Annotated in this window: 16 protein-coding genes; 5 read left to right on the top strand and 11 right to left on the bottom strand. The window is 57.1% G+C overall.

Features of this window, described 5'->3' with window-relative positions; all coding sequences use genetic code 11:
* The 6 genes from N3G78_04240 to N3G78_04215 form a co-directional block, all read right to left on the bottom strand.
* Window positions 1-1950 (bottom strand): UvrD-helicase domain-containing protein (locus tag N3G78_04240; protein MCX8117127.1); only part of this gene is annotated, 1950 nt, incomplete at its 3' end.
* A gap of 150 nt (window positions 1951-2100) precedes the next feature.
* Window positions 2101-3930 carry a glutamine--fructose-6-phosphate transaminase (isomerizing) gene (gene glmS / locus N3G78_04235; protein MCX8117126.1) on the bottom strand — a complete coding sequence of 610 codons (1830 nt, stop codon included), beginning with the start codon at window positions 3928-3930 and terminating at the stop codon, window positions 2101-2103.
* A gap of 16 nt (window positions 3931-3946) precedes the next feature.
* Entirely contained in the window at window positions 3947-5035 is a 1089-nt protein-coding gene (locus N3G78_04230) for an NTP transferase domain-containing protein (protein MCX8117125.1), read from the bottom strand.
* 164 nt (window positions 5036-5199) lie between these two features.
* Window positions 5200-5580, bottom strand: coding sequence for a cytochrome c family protein (locus N3G78_04225; GenBank protein MCX8117124.1), 381 nt, complete (start codon window positions 5578-5580; stop codon window positions 5200-5202).
* A gap of 126 nt (window positions 5581-5706) precedes the next feature.
* The gene (locus N3G78_04220; GenBank protein ID MCX8117123.1) at window positions 5707-6900 is read right to left on the bottom strand and encodes a hypothetical protein; all 1194 of its coding nucleotides are present in this window, start codon (window positions 6898-6900) and stop codon (window positions 5707-5709) included.
* Window positions 6901-6909: 9 nt separating this feature from the next.
* The gene (locus N3G78_04215; GenBank protein ID MCX8117122.1) at window positions 6910-7758 is read right to left on the bottom strand and encodes a MoxR family ATPase; all 849 of its coding nucleotides are present in this window, start codon (window positions 7756-7758) and stop codon (window positions 6910-6912) included.
* A gap of 209 nt (window positions 7759-7967) precedes the next feature.
* Here N3G78_04215 and N3G78_04210 point away from each other — a divergent pair, with 209 nt between their 5' ends.
* Genes N3G78_04210 through glgC form a run of 3 tightly spaced genes read left to right on the top strand, consistent with a single transcriptional unit; the run spans window position 7968 to window position 9825 of the window.
* Window positions 7968-8204 (top strand): DUF2180 family protein, encoded by a 237-nt coding sequence (locus N3G78_04210; GenBank protein MCX8117121.1) that lies wholly within the window; start codon window positions 7968-7970, stop codon window positions 8202-8204.
* A gap of 56 nt (window positions 8205-8260) precedes the next feature.
* Entirely contained in the window at window positions 8261-8626 is a 366-nt protein-coding gene (locus tag N3G78_04205) for a response regulator (protein ID MCX8117120.1), read from the top strand.
* Entirely contained in the window at window positions 8623-9825 is a 1203-nt protein-coding gene (gene glgC / locus N3G78_04200; protein ID MCX8117119.1) for a glucose-1-phosphate adenylyltransferase, read from the top strand. The genes N3G78_04205 and glgC overlap by 4 nt, the downstream gene beginning before the upstream one ends.
* Before the next feature lie 13 nt (window positions 9826-9838).
* On the opposite strand, the gene N3G78_04195 is transcribed toward glgC, so the two are convergent.
* The 5 genes from N3G78_04195 to N3G78_04175 form a co-directional block, all read right to left on the bottom strand.
* Entirely contained in the window at window positions 9839-10018 is a 180-nt protein-coding gene (locus N3G78_04195; GenBank protein MCX8117118.1) for a hypothetical protein, read from the bottom strand.
* 32 nt (window positions 10019-10050) lie between these two features.
* Window positions 10051-11385, bottom strand: a complete 1335-nt coding sequence (locus N3G78_04190) for a phenylacetate--CoA ligase family protein (protein MCX8117117.1) — start codon at window positions 11383-11385, stop codon at window positions 10051-10053.
* A gap of 88 nt (window positions 11386-11473) precedes the next feature.
* Window positions 11474-12229, bottom strand: a complete 756-nt coding sequence (locus N3G78_04185) for a histone deacetylase family protein (GenBank protein MCX8117116.1) — start codon at window positions 12227-12229, stop codon at window positions 11474-11476.
* Between the two features lie 72 nt (window positions 12230-12301).
* Window positions 12302-13180, bottom strand: a complete 879-nt coding sequence (locus tag N3G78_04180) for a DMT family transporter (GenBank protein MCX8117115.1) — start codon at window positions 13178-13180, stop codon at window positions 12302-12304.
* On the bottom strand, window positions 13177-13734 hold the full coding sequence (locus N3G78_04175; protein MCX8117114.1) for an NUDIX hydrolase: 558 nt from the start codon (window positions 13732-13734) through the stop codon (window positions 13177-13179). Before N3G78_04175 ends, N3G78_04180 begins: the two co-directional genes overlap by 4 nt.
* 331 nt (window positions 13735-14065) lie before the next feature.
* Here N3G78_04175 and N3G78_04170 point away from each other — a divergent pair, with 331 nt between their 5' ends.
* Window positions 14066-15136: a reductive dehalogenase gene (locus tag N3G78_04170; protein MCX8117113.1), complete on the top strand. Its 1071-nt coding sequence runs from the start codon at window positions 14066-14068 to the stop codon at window positions 15134-15136.
* A complete protein-coding gene (locus tag N3G78_04165; GenBank protein MCX8117112.1) occupies window positions 15133-16065 on the top strand; it encodes a D-2-hydroxyacid dehydrogenase in 933 nt (310 codons plus the stop codon). Before N3G78_04170 ends, N3G78_04165 begins: the two co-directional genes overlap by 4 nt.
* Window positions 16066-16140: the final 75 nt, after the last annotated feature.

Raw genomic sequence — 16140 nt, 5'->3', positions numbered from 1 at the left:
ATCATAGGGCCGTTCTTCCACCTCGATCAACTCCCCTGGAAGCTCATCGAGAAATCTCGAGGGAGGATTGGCCCGGCCGGTGCCGAAGGTATAACGCCTTTCCGCGCGGGAGAGGTAGACCTTCTTCTTCGCCCGCGTGATCCCCACGTAGCAGAGCCTTCTCTCCTCTTCGAGGTCTTCCCGCTCCTCCCCTCTACGGGCGTGGGGAAGGAGGCCCTCCTCCATGCCGACCATGAAGACGATCGGAAATTCCAGCCCCTTGGCACAATGGAGGGTCATCAGCGAGACATGATTGCCTCTGTCCTCATAGAGGTCGGCCTCCGAAACGAGGGAGACCCGGTCTAAAAAGGTCTCCAGGGTGACGTCCTCCTCTTTCCCTTCGAGGTCCATCATCACCTGAATCAGTTCGTCGATATTCTCCATCCTCGAAAGGGCGACCTCCGTCCCTTCCTCCCTCAGCCGTTCGAGGTAGCCGGTCTTGGATAGGAGGTCAAGGGTCAACTGACTCGGGGGGACCACCCCTGCCTGCTGACGAAGATCCTCGATCAGGCGGACGAACCCCCCGATCCTCTCTCGGAGGCCCGCCGAAAGCCAGTCGCCTTTCACCGCCTCCTTCATCCCCTCGAAAAGGGGGAGGTCCCTCTCGCTGGCGAATGCCGAAATCCGCTCGATCGTCTTCTCGCCGATTCCCCTGGGAGGTTGATTGAGGATCCTCTTCAGGCTGACGGCATCGGCGGGATTGGCCACCAGCTTGAGGTAGGCGAGGATGTCCTTGATCTCCTTCCGTTCGTAGAATTTCATCCCGCCCACGATCGTGTAGGGGATATGATGTTTGATCAACTCCTCCTCGATGGCCCGAGACTGGGCATTGATTCGATAGAAGACGGCGATGTCGCGGTAGGGTTTCTCCCCGGTTTCCGAAAAACGCCGCTCGACATGATCGGCGATCTTCCTCACGACGAAGGCCGCCTCATCGGCCTCGTCCTCTGCCACATAGAGGGTGAGAAGATCGCCATCGGGATTTTCCGTCCAGAGGACTTTCTCCTTTCGAAGGCGGTTTTCCCTGACCATCTGGTTCGCCGCCTGAAGAATATGGCCGGTGGAACGATAATTCTGCTCGAGGGTGATCACCTTTGCCTGGGGGTAGTCCTTTTCGAAGTTGAGGATATTTCCTACCTCGGCCCCCCTCCAGCGGTAGATCGACTGGTCGTCGTCCCCCACGACGCAGAGATTCTGGTGGGGCTCCACCAGGGTTCGGATCAGCTGATACTGGATGAGGTTCGTATCCTGGAACTCATCGACCATCACATAGCCGAAGCGCTGCTGGTAGGTATTGAGAAGGTCCGGGTGCTTCCGGAAGAGGAGCCTGACGAAGAGGAGAAGATCTCCGAAGTCGACCCCGTTGTTCCGGCGGAGGTCCTCCTGATAGTGTTCGTAGACCAGGGCCAGACGCTTCTCGAAGACATTGAAGGGCGAGGGACGGAATTCCTCCGGAGGGATCCCCTCGTTTTTCAGTCGATCGATCCTGGCCTGCATCGCCCGGGGCGGAAAGATCTTGAAGTCGAGCTCCAGGGCCTTCATGACCTCTTTGAGGTGCCGCTGCTGATCCTCCTCGTCGTAGATGACGAAGTTTCGATCGAAGCCCAACCGGTCGATGTGCTGTCTGAGGATCCGGGCGCAGGCGGAGTGGAAAGTGGAGATCCAGATTCCTTTCGCCGCCTTTCCGAGGAGGGCTTCGACCCGCTCCCGCATCTCCTCGGCGGCCTTGTTGGTGAAGGTGACGGCCAGGATGTTCTGCGGGGAGACCCCTTTTTCCTGAAGGAGATAGGCGATCCGGTAGGTGAGGACCCTCGTCTTTCCACTCCCTGCGCCCGCCAGGACGAGGAGGGGGCCTTCGGTTTCGAGGACGGCCTTCCGTTGAGCAGGGTTGAGATCGTTGAGCAAAGACATCGGAGATAGGGAACGTCGGTATATGAAACAGGGCGATTTAAAATTCGAAACTCAAGCTCGGACCTTCGAGACGGGGAGTCGATCTCTCTCCCGTTGCGTCGGGACCTTTAGGAATCTTTTTACCATTTCGAAAAGGAGAGATTCAAGCACCTACTCGACGGTGACGCTCTTGGCAAGATTTCTGGGCTGATCGACATCCGTTCCCTTCAAGTCCGCGATGTGGTAGGCCAGCAGCTGAAGAGGAAGGGTGAGAAGGATCGGCATGAGCGAAGGGTGGGTTTCGGGGATGGCGATCACCTCATCGACCTTCTTTGCGATGGCCTCGTCGGATTGGGAGACGAGGGCGATCACCTTCCCCTCCCTGGCCTTCACCTGTTCGATGTTGGAGAGGACCTTGTCATAAACCTCGTTCTGCGTGGCCAGGACGACCACGGGCATCTCGCGGTCGATCAGGGCGATGGGGCCATGCTTCATCTCGCCGGCAGGGTATCCCTCTGCGTGGATGTAAGAAATCTCTTTCAATTTCAATGCCCCTTCGAGGGCGATGGGGTAATTGATGCCCCTTCCGAGATAGAGGAAGTCTTTGGCATCCACGTAGCGTTTGGCAATGTCGATCACCCGTTGGGAGGAGCGGAGGATCTCCTCCATCAGGTGGGGAAGCCTGACCAGCTCGCCGATTAACCTCCTGCCCTCCTCCTCTGTCAGGAGGCCCAGCTCCCTCCCCATTCGCAGGGCGATGAGGAAGAGGACCGCCAACTGGGTGACGAAGGTCTTGGTGGAGGCCACGCCGATCTCCGGCCCGGCGTGCGTGTAGAGGACCTGATCGGCTTCTCGGGCTAAGGTCGACTCCACGACATTGCAGATGGCGAGGGTCCTCGCGCCCTGCCTCTTTCCCTCCCTCAAGGCCGCCAGCGTATCGGCCGTCTCCCCGGATTGGGAGATGAGGATCAGGAGGGTGTCCTGTCCGAGGATCGGATTTCGATAACGGAACTCCGATCCGATATCGGTTTCGACCGGAATCCGGCAGAACTCTTCGATCAGGAATTTGCCCACCAGGGCGGCATGATAGGAGGTCCCGCAGGCCACCAGACAGACCCGACGGATCGTCTTGAGGACGGCTCGATCGAGGGTGAAGGTCTCGAGGACGGCATCGCCTCTCTCCTCGGAATAGCGCCCCCGAATCGTGTCGATGAGGGCCCTGGGCTGCTCGTAGATCTCCTTGAGCATGAAGTGTTTGAACCCTCCCCGTTCGGCCATCAGGGGGGTCCAGTTGATCCGCTTCGGCTCCTTGAAGACCTCCTCTCCCTTTTCGTTATAAATTCGGCATCCCTGGGGCGAGAGGGAGACGATCTCTCCGTCATCGAGAAAGATGAAGTCTCGGGTATAGGGAAGGAGGGGAGGGAGGTCCGAGGCGATGAAATATTCTCCCTCCCCCAGTCCTACGACCAGGGGGCTCTCTTTACGGGCTCCGATCAGATGGTCCTCGTTTCCTTCACAGAGAATCCCGAGGGCATAAGAACCCCGGATCTGGCCGAAGGTCTTCCTGACGGCCTCTAAGAAAGAGGCCCCTTCTCCGAGGAAGAGGTCGATGAGGTGGGCGATCACCTCGGTATCGGTTTCCGAGGTGAAGGTGCGGTTCTTCCTTTGAAGAAACTCTTTGAGGGGGAGGTAATTTTCGATGATCCCGTTGTGGACGACGGCCACCTTTCCCGCCTTGTGGGGATGGGCGTTCTCGTCGGAGGGCTTTCCGTGGGTGGCCCACCGCGTATGGCCGATTCCCGACTTCCCCTCGAACTGTTCTCCCGCAATCTGTTGCTCCAGCTTCCGGATCTTTCCCTCGTTTCGCCGAACCTCGATCCTGCCTCGATGAAAGACCGCAATGCCTACCGAATCGTATCCCCGGTATTCGAGCCTCTTCAGTCCCTCGATGAGAACCTCCGACGCCTTTCTCGGACCCACATACCCGATGATGCCGCACATAATTCACCCTTTCGCTTTAAAGTGGCCCTTTTTGACCCCGCCCGCTTCTTTGAAGAAATGGGCCGATCGTCTCCTCTGGGTTCACCTCGCCCCCAGGGCCCACGTAAGCGAAAGGCCCGACGACGGCCCCCCCTCTGATCTTCCCTCCCTGGATAACACAATGGGAACGGATCGTCACGTCGTCTCCGATCTCGGCATCTGAGAGCGTCGCATGGGACTCGATGAGGCATCGTTCCCCAATCCGGGTCTTCCCGAGGAGGGAACAATGGGGACCCAGGGTTGTATCTCTTCCGATCTCGACGTTCCATTCCACGTAGACGCTCTTTGGGTCGATCAGGGTCACCCCGGATAGCATCAGGTCTTTGACCTTCTCCTGTCGAAGCACCTCCGTGGCCGCCGCCAGATCCTGACGGGTATTGACGCCCATGATCTCGGCCGGATCCGCCACCATGTGAGCGGAGCACCTCAAGGACCTCCTCCTGGCCACTTCGACCAGATCGGTGAGATAATATTCTCCCTGGGCGTTCTCCTTTCCGATCTCCTGAAGCCCTTCTTTGAGAAAGGAGGCCTTCACACAGTAGATCCCCGCGTTGATCTCCCGGATCAACCGCTCCTCTTCCGTGGCGTCTTTCTCCTCGACGATCCTCTCTAACCAACCGGCCTCGCTCCGGAGGATGCGGCCGTATCCGGTCGGATCCTTCACCACGGCGGTCAGGACCGCAACCGTGGAATCATTGCCGAGGAAGGTGTCGAGGAACGCTCTTATCGTCTCCCCTTTGACGAGGGGGACATCGGCCGAGAGGATGAGAATGGTTCCAGAAAAATCCCCGAGGCGTGGGAGGGCCTGGAGCACGGCATGGCCCGTCCCTAAGGGTTCATCCTGGCGGACGAATTCGATGGGGAGGTCGCGGAATCTCTTCTCCACCTCGTCGGCCTGATGACCGACGACGACGATGGTCTTCTCCGCTTGGAGGTGATGGAGAGAGAGGCCAAGGGGGTAGGAGAGCATAGGAAGTCCAAGAAGGGGATGGAGGACCTTGGTCAGGTTGGACTTCATCCGGGTCCCTCTGCCGGCAGCCAGGATGACGGTGGCGATTCGGTCCATGGCCCATCCCGTCTCTAAGGAATTTAAATCTTTATATACAACGATCCGGTTGGAGGGGTCAAATTCGACATCCTTTACGGCTCCCTCTTCGCCCCCCGAGGATAAAAAAAGGGGCAGCTATGAAATCAGCCTACCCCTTTTATGGAACCTTTACCAATGACAGGTTACTTTTTCGCCTTCACATGGCACTCGTTACAGCCTGCAGGACCGGTGGGTTTCTTGGCCTTCTTCAGATCATCGTGGCAGCCTTTGCAACTCTTATGGTAGGCCTCCTTGGCGATGAGTCCTTTCCCATCTTTGGAGGCCTCCTTGGTCGCTTTATGACAGTCTTTGCAAAGTTTGCCGGTGGTTTCGCCCTTTTTCCAGGTATGGTGGCACTTTAGACAGTCGATCTTGTAATTTTCAATATGTTTTTTGTGGGTGAAGGTGACCTTCCCGTAAGGGACGTCATAGGTGACCACGTCCTTGGCGAAAGCGCCGCTCACGATGAGCAATGAGCAAACAAACCCGGCAAGCACCCCCATGCTGATCAGCCCTTTCCTCATTTTTTCACCTCCTTTCTTTTTGACGTGTTAGACGCCGAAAGTCTAACAGATATTCAAATTTTGTCAAGGGAAAAATAGGCAGGAAGAATTCTCGGAGAAGGCCTGGGTTGCTTAAGCCCTCGGTGGTCAATTTTTTCGCATCAGGTGGGTGACCGCCTTTTCAAGACCGTCCAGGGTGAGTTCGAACATCGGAAAGATTTCCCTAATATGCTGGATCGTCCGGGTATAGGGCCATTCCGCCTGAGGGACGGGGTTGAGCCAGACGGAGTGGCGGAAGGTCTTGGCAATAAATTCGAGCCTCATGTAACTGGGCTTGCCAGAGCGCTCCCCCACGTAGATCGAACCGTCCGTGGAGAGCAGTTCGTAGGGCGCCATGCTGGCATCGCCGACGATGATGAACCGGGTTTCGGGATCGAGACGCGGGAGCTCGACCACGGGGAAAGGTTTGTATCTTCGCTGAGGATCCTCCCAGAGGTAGTCGTAAATCGTGTTGTGGAAATAGAACGTTTTGAGATCCTTGAACTGGGCCCGGGCGTAGTTGAAGAGCGTCTGGACGATGCCGATATATGGGTCCATCGACCATCCCCCGTTGTCGATGGCCAGGATCACCTTCAGCCGATCCCTGAGGCTCTGATCGAAGACGATCTCGATCTCGCCGGCGTTCTTCATCGTCTCGTAGATCGTCTTTTCGATATTGACCTTGTCCTTGGGCCCGTGGGGGACCATGTTCCTTAACCGTTTCAGGGCCTCTCCCATCTGCGATTCGGTCAGGGGCCCTTCCTGTGAGTAGTCCCGGTAGCGACGTTCGAGGGCCACCTTGACCGCAGATTTATTCCTCGAGACGCCCCCGACCCGCATCCCACCGGGATGGTATCCCGAGTGGCCCACTGGCGAGGTCCCTCCGGTTCCGATCCACTTGCTCCCACCATGATGGGCTTCGGTCTGTTCCTTCAGGCGATCGAGGAAATACTGAACGAGCTCTTCAGGGGTCATCTTGCCCAGCTCTTCTTCTTTGATGCCGAGAAGCTCTGCCAGTTCACGGGGGTTCTTCAGCCACTCGTCGAGCAGGGCGCGGACCACCTCCGAGATTTCGAAGGCATCGGGTTCCTTCAGCTCGACCCCTTGGAAATGGTGGGCAAAGACCTGGTCATAGAGGTCGAAGTACCGCTCGCTCTTGATCAGGATGGATCGGGCGGCGGTATAGAAATCCTCGATCGAGTTGACCAGGCCCAGGTGGAGGGCCTTTTGGAGCCTCAAAAAAGAGGTCGGCGAGACCGGGATGCCCACCTTCTTGAGGAGATAGAAGAAGTCGACGAACATAGGGAATCTTTAGGCCCTGAACCTCGAGACCGCATTCTGGGCCACCACGTAGTCCGGGCTCTTCTTGAAAAGGACGCCGAGGTAAGGGACCTCCCCTTTGATCAGGTCCTTGACCTTAAAATCAGGATCGGATCGCAAGGCCCGAATCCAGTTGATCAACTCCCGGGTGGCCGGTTTTTTCTCGACCCCTTTGATCTCCCGGAGCCGGTAAAAGGTCCGGACCGCACTGTCGAGCAGCTCTTTATCGATATCGGGGAAATGGACGGAGACGATCTTCCTCATCATCTCTGGTTCGGGAAAGGCGATATGGTGGAAATTGCATCTTCCGAGGAAGGGATCGGAGAGGTCCTTCTTGGCATTGGAGGTGATGATGATGACGGGCCGGTGTTTGGCCTTGATCGTCTTGTCGATCTCGATGATATCGAATTGCATCTGGTCCAGCACATCGAGCATATCGTCCTGAAAATCGGTATCGGCCTTGTCGATTTCGTCGATGAGAAGAACGACCCTTTCCTCCGAGACGAAGGCCTGACCGATCTTTCCCATGCGGATATACTCCTCGATATTGCTGACGTCCCGTTTCGAATCTCCGAATCGGCTGTCGTTGAGCCGGGTGAGGGTATCGTACTGGTAAAGGGCGTCGATTAGCTTCATGTTCGACTTGACGTTGAGCACGATCAACGGCATCTTCAAGGCCTCTGCGATGGCGTGGGCCAACATCGTCTTGCCCGTTCCGGGTTCCCCTTTGAGCAAGAGGGGCATCTCGAGGGCGATGGAAATATTGACAATTTTGGCCAGTTCCTCGTCGAGGACATATTTCGAGGCTCCGGTAAAAGGACGGTGCTCAGGTCTACTCATCGCTGAATCCTTTCCTCCCTCCCAAGGTTGTGAATTTTTTACCATATATGATAACCCTTCCCCTGCGACCTTTCAACCTGAGGCCGACCTCAGGAGGTCGTTTCCGACTGGAGGCGGGACCTTTCGAAGGGATCAATTTTGATTTTTAGTCGCTTACGTGGTAATAATAGGGTATGCGTTTGCATAAAAATTGAAAGGGAGACGGGGAGATGAAGTGTTATATCTGTGCCAAGCAGGGGGTGGATTCCCAGGCCGTGGCGGTCTGCGTGATCTGCGGGATGGGGCTCTGTTTAGGTCATGCCATCAAGGAGAGCCTATCGGTGAAGGATATCATCGATTGGGGGTTCGGCAAGGAAGAATATACCTATCCCTTTACGATTCCCCGTTTTATCTGCGCCGAGTGCAAGTTGGCGATTGAGCAGAGGAAGAGGGTGGAGAAGCGATAATCCGATTTCCGGGTTCCCCGGCACAGGGTGATCTTCCCGAGAGGATTCGTCAAGTCATGAAGAGGATCCTGGTCGTTGAGGATGAAGAGGGATTGAGGCTCCTTTACAAAGAAGAGCTGGAGGCAGAAGGTTACGAGGTCATCACGGCCCGCAATGGCAAAGAGGCCCTCCAGGAGCTGGAGAAAGGAAGGCCCGACCTGATCATCCTCGACATTGTCATGCCGGTGATGGATGGGATGGAGGCCCTCGGCAAGATCGTTTTGAAGGACCGAAAGATCCCCATCATCCTCAACACCTCTTACTCCGGATATCGTGACGACTTCATGAGTTGGGTGGCGGACGCCTATGTGACCAAGTCGAGCGATCTCGAAGAGCTTAAAGCCACCGTGAAGAAGCTCTTGGAGAAGGGCGAGGCTCGATGAAAGTCCTCACCATGCTCTTGGCGGGGGGGAGAGGCGAGAGGCTCTACCCCTTAACCCGAGACCGGGCTAAACCCGCTGTCCCCTTCGGCGCCATCTACCGGATCATCGACTTCACGCTTTCCAATTGTGTTAATTCGGACATCCGGCGGATCTACATCCTCACCCAGTACAAATCGACCTCCCTCCAACGCCACATCCAGCTGGGATGGAACATCCTCGCCACCGCCCTCGGGGAGTTCATCGAGATCATCCCGGCCCAGCAGAGGATCGACGAACACTGGTATCAGGGCACCGCGGATGCCGTCTTTCAGAACCTCTATACCCTCCAGAACGAAAGGCCCGATCTCGTCCTCATCCTCTCGGGGGATCACATCTATAAGATGGACTACCGCAAGATGATCGCCTACCATCTGGAGAAGGAGGCAGACCTCACTGTGGCCTCAATCCGGATGGACCGGAGCCTCTCCAGGGAGTTCGGGGTGATGGAGGTCGATGGGGAGGGGAGGATCCTCGGGTTTCAGGAGAAGCCGGCGGAGCCTAAAACGATCCCCGGAGATCCAGAGGGGATCCTCGCCTCGATGGGGATTTATGTCTTTAACACCGAGATCCTGGTGCGAAGGCTGATCGAGGATGCTCGCTCCGATTCGAGCCACGATTTTGGAAAGGACGTGATCCCCTCCATGATCGAGAGGGATCGGGTCTTCGCTTTCGATTTCAGGCAGGGGGATTGCGGAAAGGTCGGATACTGGCGGGATGTGGGGACGATCGAGGCCTACTACGAGGCCAACATGGACCTGGTCTCGGTCACCCCCCAGCTCAATCTCTATGACCCCGACTGGCCCATCTTCACCTACCAGCCTCCCTATCCACCGGCCAAGACGGTCCTGATCGAGGAGGGCAGGGTCGGCACAGCCCTCAACTCCATCGTCTCCAACGGCACGATCATCAGCGGTGGCACCGTGAAGCGTTCCATTCTCTCTCCCAGGGTCCAAATCCACAGTTATGCGGAGGTCGAGGATTCGATCCTTCTCGAGGGGGTGGATGTGGGCCGGCATGCCAGGATCCGGCGGACGATCATCGACAAAGAGGTTCGGATTCCGGAGGGGACCCGGATCGGTTACGATCTGGAGGAGGATGCCAAACGGTTCACGGTGAGTCCTTCGGGGATCGTGGTCGTGCCGAAGTGGATCAAGCTCTGACCTCGATCCGGAGTCATCGGTCGAGATCGAGAAGGTCACTCACGTTGATCTCGAGCATCTTGACCGAGGCGAGGATCCGGTTGGCGTTGCATTGAATGGCCTGAATCCCGCCGCAGAGCGCCTTCAATTCCTCAGCGGCCTTTCTGATTTTTTTAATCTGACGATCCAACTTTTTCAGCTTTGCCGAGCTCATGGTCACCTCTCCTCGCGTTCGACCGACTCCCCTCACCCCTGTTTCCTCAGATCCTTGAACCGCTTCGCCTTCACCTCATAACGAGGGAGGGAGCGGTAGGGATGGACTTCGATGTTGTAGCCGAGGTTTGTCTTCAACCGGAGCTGATCTTTGAGCTGATTGAGGATGGCCTCGCGGTTGCCTTCTGCCTCGGGAAGCAGTTCGATCTTCAAGGTGATGTCGTCGAGGTCCCCTTTCTTGGTCACGACGATCTCGAACTCATCGCTCAATCCCTGAATCGACCGGACGACCTCCTCGATGGCCGAGGGAGCGACGAGGACCCCCTTGATCTTCGTGATGTCATCGGCTCGACCGACGACCCCTCCCTTGATGAGCCGGAAGGTCCGTCCACAGGGACAGGGTTCGCTCGACCATTCGGCCACGTCCTTGGAGTCGAAGCGGATACAGGGTTGGGCGATCCGATCGAGGGCGGTGATCACGATCTTGCCTCTCCGGCCAGGCTCCTCGATGATCTGGCCTGTCTCGAGATCCTCGATCTGGGTGAGAAAGAGGGCGTCGTTCACATGGAGGCCTCCGGGCTGGGCCGTGCATTCGAAGCCCCAGGCGCCGATCTCGGTCGCCCCCACATGGTCGTAGACCTTGGCGCCCCAGGCCTCTTCCATTCTCTTTTTGGTCGAGGGGATGCTCGCGCCGGGCTCGCCCGCGCAGGTGATCTTTCGGATGGTGAGGTCCCGGGCCGGATCGATCCCCAATTTTTTCTTCGCCGTATCGGCCATCCCGAGGACATAGGTGGGGGTGGCCATCATGGCGGTCGCCTTCAACTCCTGAATCTTTAAGATCCTGGCCTCGGTATCGAGCACGCCCCCGGGGACGACCTCGCATCCGATCTTCTCTGCTGCGTAATGGCCCGCCCAGAAGGCGACGAAGATGTTGTAACCGAAGGGGAGAAAGACCCGGTCCGTATTCCGGTATCCTTGGGCATAGAGGAGATAGGCCCAGCATTCGGACCACCACTCCCAGTCCTGCCAGGTATCGGGCTGGTAGACCGGTGTTCCCGTGGTTCCGCTGGTCTGGCGAAATTCGGTCACCTCCTCGAGAGGGACACAGAGGGCATCGCCGTAAGGAAAGGGATCCTTTCTCTGGATGTCGCGCATCATCGACTTTTCGACCTTCGGGACCTTGGCGACGTCCTCGAAGGTTTTGATATCCCCGGGTTCGAGACCCGCCTCCTGATAGAGCTTTCGGTGGAATTTGGATCGATCGTAGGCCCACTGGACGATCTTTCTGAACTTTTTGAGCTGGAGGTCTCTTAGCTTCTCCAAGGGAAGCGTCTCCACCACGGGGTTCCAGTACACCGTCGGGTCCATCTTCTTTGTCCTCATGTCGATTCTCCTTGAGCGAGATGAACGGTCGGAAGCATTGTAAAAAGGGGCGTCCGTTTTGTCAAACCGGTCCTCAGCCGGCCAGGCCTTCGAGAAAGGCCCGGACGTTTCTTCCCAGAACCGAATGGTTGTAACCTCCTTCGAGGACCCCAAATCTTCTTCCCCGGCATCGTTCCAGAGAGACCTCTCTAACCCATCTTCCGATCGTTAAATAGTCCTCTGTCTTCAAAAGACCTCCCCAATCCTCTTCGTGGCGATCAAACCCCGCCGAGACCCCGATGATCTCGAAGGGTTGTTCGGTTCGAAGGCAGGTTTGGACTTCGTTGAGGAAGGATTGTCGATTCGCCCCTTCGGGATGAAAATAGCTCACCTCTTTGGACCCGCTGAAGGCGTTGGCGGTGCCGTCTCCGTAGTGAAGGTCGAAATCGAGAATCAGGGCGCTTTTGATTTTTTCTTCGCTCAGCAGTTTTTTGACGGCGATGGCGATGTTGTTGAAATAACAGAAGCCCCAGCAGGAATGGGGGCTGGCGTGATGGCCTGGCGGGCGAATAAGGCCGAAGGCGGGCTCTCCTTCGAAGGCCCACTCCGCAGCTCGAATGGCTCCCCCTGCTGCAAGAAGGGCGATCTCGTACACCTGTCGATCTCTCCTGACCGATTCGATATGTTGCCTTCCGTGGACCCTCTCAAGATCCCTCTCCGTAGCCGGCTCAGGTTCGATGAATTCAAATCCCTCTTTTAGGGCCTTGACGATGGCCTCCATCCTTCCCTTGGCCGCTGCTGGGTCCGAGGTGTAGACCTCGTAGAACTTCGGATGGAACATGACTTTCATCCCGACCCTCCTTACGGTCAAAAAAGCGTAAGCCTATTTTACCACAAGGGTCCTCCAAAAAGATAGAGGCCTTTAGCCCTCCTGCCCTATCATAACGAGCCCAATGGTCAAGAGGAGGACCCCGCCGAGACGGACCTTCCAATCCTTCTCCTTTAACCAGAGGATCCCCATCAAGGCCCCGAAAAGGGCTCCGGCCTGTCGAAAGGCCACGACATAACTTACCTTACTCATGGTCATGGCAAGCAGGATGAGGAGATAGGCCCCGTTCTGCAACAGCAGGACGACGAAGAGGGATCCCTTGGAGATGGCCCAAGGCCTGAGGACCGCATATTCCTTTCGGGAGAGGAGATAGATTCCCGTAAAGAGGGTCATCCAGAGGTTGATGAGCCAGAGGTAAGGGAGGGGATGGATCCACTGGACCCCGGCCTTATCGATGACCGAATAGATGGAGCTCGCCAGGCCAGCAGCCAAGGCCAACAGATAGGGCTTCCCCTTCCCCCTGGAAAGCAGAGGAGGGACTTTTTCAGGATCTCTCTCCAAGGATAGGCAGAGGAGGCCTGCCATGACCAGGCCGATTCCGAAGGCCCCCTTTGAAGAGACCTTTTCGCCGATCCACCAATAGGCCCAGAGTTGCGTGAAGAGGGGGGCCGATCTCGAGAGGGGGTAGACCAGTGAAAGGGGGCCTTGCTGATAGGCTTCGATGAGACAGATAAAGTAAATCGTTTCAAAAAGGCCGGATAGGAGGGTTAACCCGACGAGGGAGAGAGGAGCCTTTTGCAAAGCCTCATAGAGGTTGCCGAAGAGGATCAACCCAGGAAAGCCGATCAGGGTCCCCCAAAGAAAGACCTGGAAGAAGAAGGAGACGGGGAGGTTTTCCCTTTTGGAAAAAAAGTTCCAAGAGGCGTGGATGAGGGCTGAAAGGAGGACGAGGAGGATGCTGAGAGGGGTCAAGGGTTTATTATTCCTCCTGGATACCGGAGAAAGTAGTGGGTGAAGGCCGCGATGACGATGGCATGGTCGATCCGCCCTTTTCGGATCATGTCCGGGATTGCCGAAAGGGGGACGAGCACGACCTCGATGTCCTCGGTCTGGTCCGGATTGAGGTCCGCCACCTTCTTCAGGTCGAGGGCCAGGTAGGTGTAACAGCGATTTTGAAAGAGGGCAGGGTTGGGATTGATGCAGCCGATTTTCAGCCAGCGTTTTGCCCGATAGCCGGTCTCCTCAAGCAGTTCCCTCGCGGCGGCCCTTTTCGGGGTGTCGCGATCTTCCACCAGGCCCCCAGGGATCTCGAGCGTCACCTTTCTCGGGCCATGCCGGAATTGCCTGACCATGACGACCCGGTGATCCTCGGTGATCGGGATGATGTTGACCCAATCGTTCGATTCGATGATGTAGAAGTCGTGTGGTCGATGGGTTCGAGGGGAGAGGACCACATCGGTTCGGACGGAGAAGACCCGGTAGGGATGTTTGGATCGGGTTCGAATCTTCGGCCACGGTTTGATCATCTGGGTTTCCCTCGCTTCCTTGTGTGGGCAGGATGTTAAGAAGCTTTCAACGATCGTCCCTCCCCCATCAGCGGGGCTTAAGGAAACCTTGACCCTCAAGGAGTTCTGCTTCCGAAGGGATGAGACGTCCTTCCGGAAACGGACTGTTTCAGGAGACGGTTAGACGGTATTCTATGTGGGGGGGGACAAGTTTGTCAAATCGGGGAGTTGCAATCTTTCCGTTTTGTCTTATGATGGGAGGAGTCCGGATGAAGTGGAGGCCCAAGGAGCAAGCATGAGGGATTATCCAAGACGTCGCCTTGAACCCTTTCCCATGCATACCCTCAGGAGGGTGGATCAGCCGACCACGAAGATCTTCGAGGATCAGGTGAGGCGGGTGGACGAACGGGAGAGCGGCTTCAACAAAGCCCTCCGGGGTGATTACGGGCCTCATTTCCAGCAGGAACGGATGCGATTCGTCGTCAAACATCCCCTGTCCGGGGCCCTCGCCTGGATGACGGGTTATCTGAAGGATGTGGTGGACGGCCTGGTGGCCAAACAGAAGGCTCCGTTGCCAGAAGACCCCGTTCTCCTTTCACGGCATATCAAAGAACTTGCCTACTTCCTCCGGGCGGATGCCGTGGGCATCTGCAGGCTTCCGGCCTATGCGGTCTATTCCCATCGGTTTCCCGATGGAGAGCCGGTCGAGCTCAACCATCGATATGCCATCGCCATCCTCGTCGACCAGGACTGGCCGACGGCCGAGGCCTTCAATGGCCACGATTGGATCAGCAATTCGATGAGTTTCATGGCCTATTCGAGTTCGGCCTTCATCGCCTGCATCATCGCCGACTACATCCGGAGGCTCGGTTACCCGGCGAGGGCCCACCATGCGAGGAATTATCAGGTCGTGGTCCCGCCCATCCTTCTGTGGGCCGGCTTGGGCGAGATGTGCCGGATCGGAGACTGCGTGCTCCATCCCTTTTTAGGCCCGAGGTTCAAGGCCGCCGTGGTGACGACCGACCTTCCCCTTTCGGTGGACAAACCGATCGATTTTGGAGTGCAGGATCTCTGCACGAAATGTAAGAAGTGCGCTCGTGAGTGTCCCTCCGGTGCCCTCAGCGATGGCGGTAAGATCGTGTATCATGGTTACGAACGGTGGCCCACCGACGTCGAAAAATGCACCAAGATGCGGGTGGGAAACCCCAAGGGGTCGGGTTGCGGCACCTGCATCAAGGTCTGCCCGGCCAACAAACCCTATACCCTTTTTCATCGGGCCGTGGGCTGGGCCGTGAGGCGTTCTTCCCTTGCCCGAAGCATCGCCGTGAGAGCGGATGACCTCTTCGGCTACGGAAGGCCTAAGCCCGAGCGGAAATGGTGGTTCGATCTCGAAGAGGTCGAGGGACAGCTGGAGAGGCGATGAGCCATCCCCTTCTGATCTACCATCCCGAAGCCCCCCTCTACGGAGAGATCCTCCGTAAGAAGATCCCCGATCTCGACCTCTGTATGGCCTCCCGTCCGGAAGAGGCGGCCGAATTTATCGAGAAGGCCGAGATCCTTCTCACCTGGAAAATTCCTGACGAATTGCTCCGAAAGGCTTACAACCTGAAGTGGTTCGCCTCCCTGGGAGCGGGAAACGAACACCTCCTTCGGAATCCTCTCATCCCCCCGACGATCCCCTTCACCAAGGTGACGGTTTATGGGGAGATGATGGCGGAGTACGTCTTTGCCTACCTCCTCTCCTTCATCCGCGAAACGGAGAAATACCGAGAAGATCAGAAAAAGAAGAGGTGGGATCCCCAACGGCCGGGACGGTTGAGAGGGAGGGTCCTGGGACTCCTGGGGCTCGGATCCGTCGGGAGAGAGATCGCCAAGAGGGGGAAGCAGTTCGGGATGACGGTCATCGGTGTGAAACGACATCCCGGACCGGTGGAGAACGTCGATCAGGTCTTCCCTCCCGATGGGTTGAAAAAGATGCTCCCCATGGTCGATTATCTCGTCAATGCCCTTCCCCTCACCCCTGAAACGGATCGCCTTCTTGGAGAGAAAGAGCTTCGTTTATTGAGGGAGGGGACGGTCCTTTTCAACGTCGGCCGGGGAAGGACGATCGACGAAAGGGCCTTGATCCAAGTCCTCAGGGAGCGGAAGATCCGGGCCGTCCTCGACGTCTTCGAGGAGGAGCCCCTTCCGCCCGCAAGCGAGCTCTGGACCCTCGACAACGTCACCGTCACCCCCCATGTCTCCGGGATCAACCTGCCGGAGGAGATCTGTGAGGAATTTGTGGCCAACTATGGGCGTTGGGTGAGGGGGGAGCAACTGGTGGGTTTGGTAGACCGTGAAAAGGGGTATTGAATCCTCAAATGGGAAGGACAAAAACGAAGGCCGCCCGAGGCCGGTTCTCTTCTTTGGACTGTTTCGGATGTCGTG

Source organism: Thermodesulfobacteriota bacterium (assembly GCA_026415035.1).
In the GTDB taxonomy this organism is placed as follows: Bacteria; Desulfobacterota; BSN033; order BSN033; family UBA1163; genus RBG-16-49-23.
Note: the sequence above shows the minus strand (reverse complement) of the source record. Positions and strands in the feature narration are given on the sequence as shown.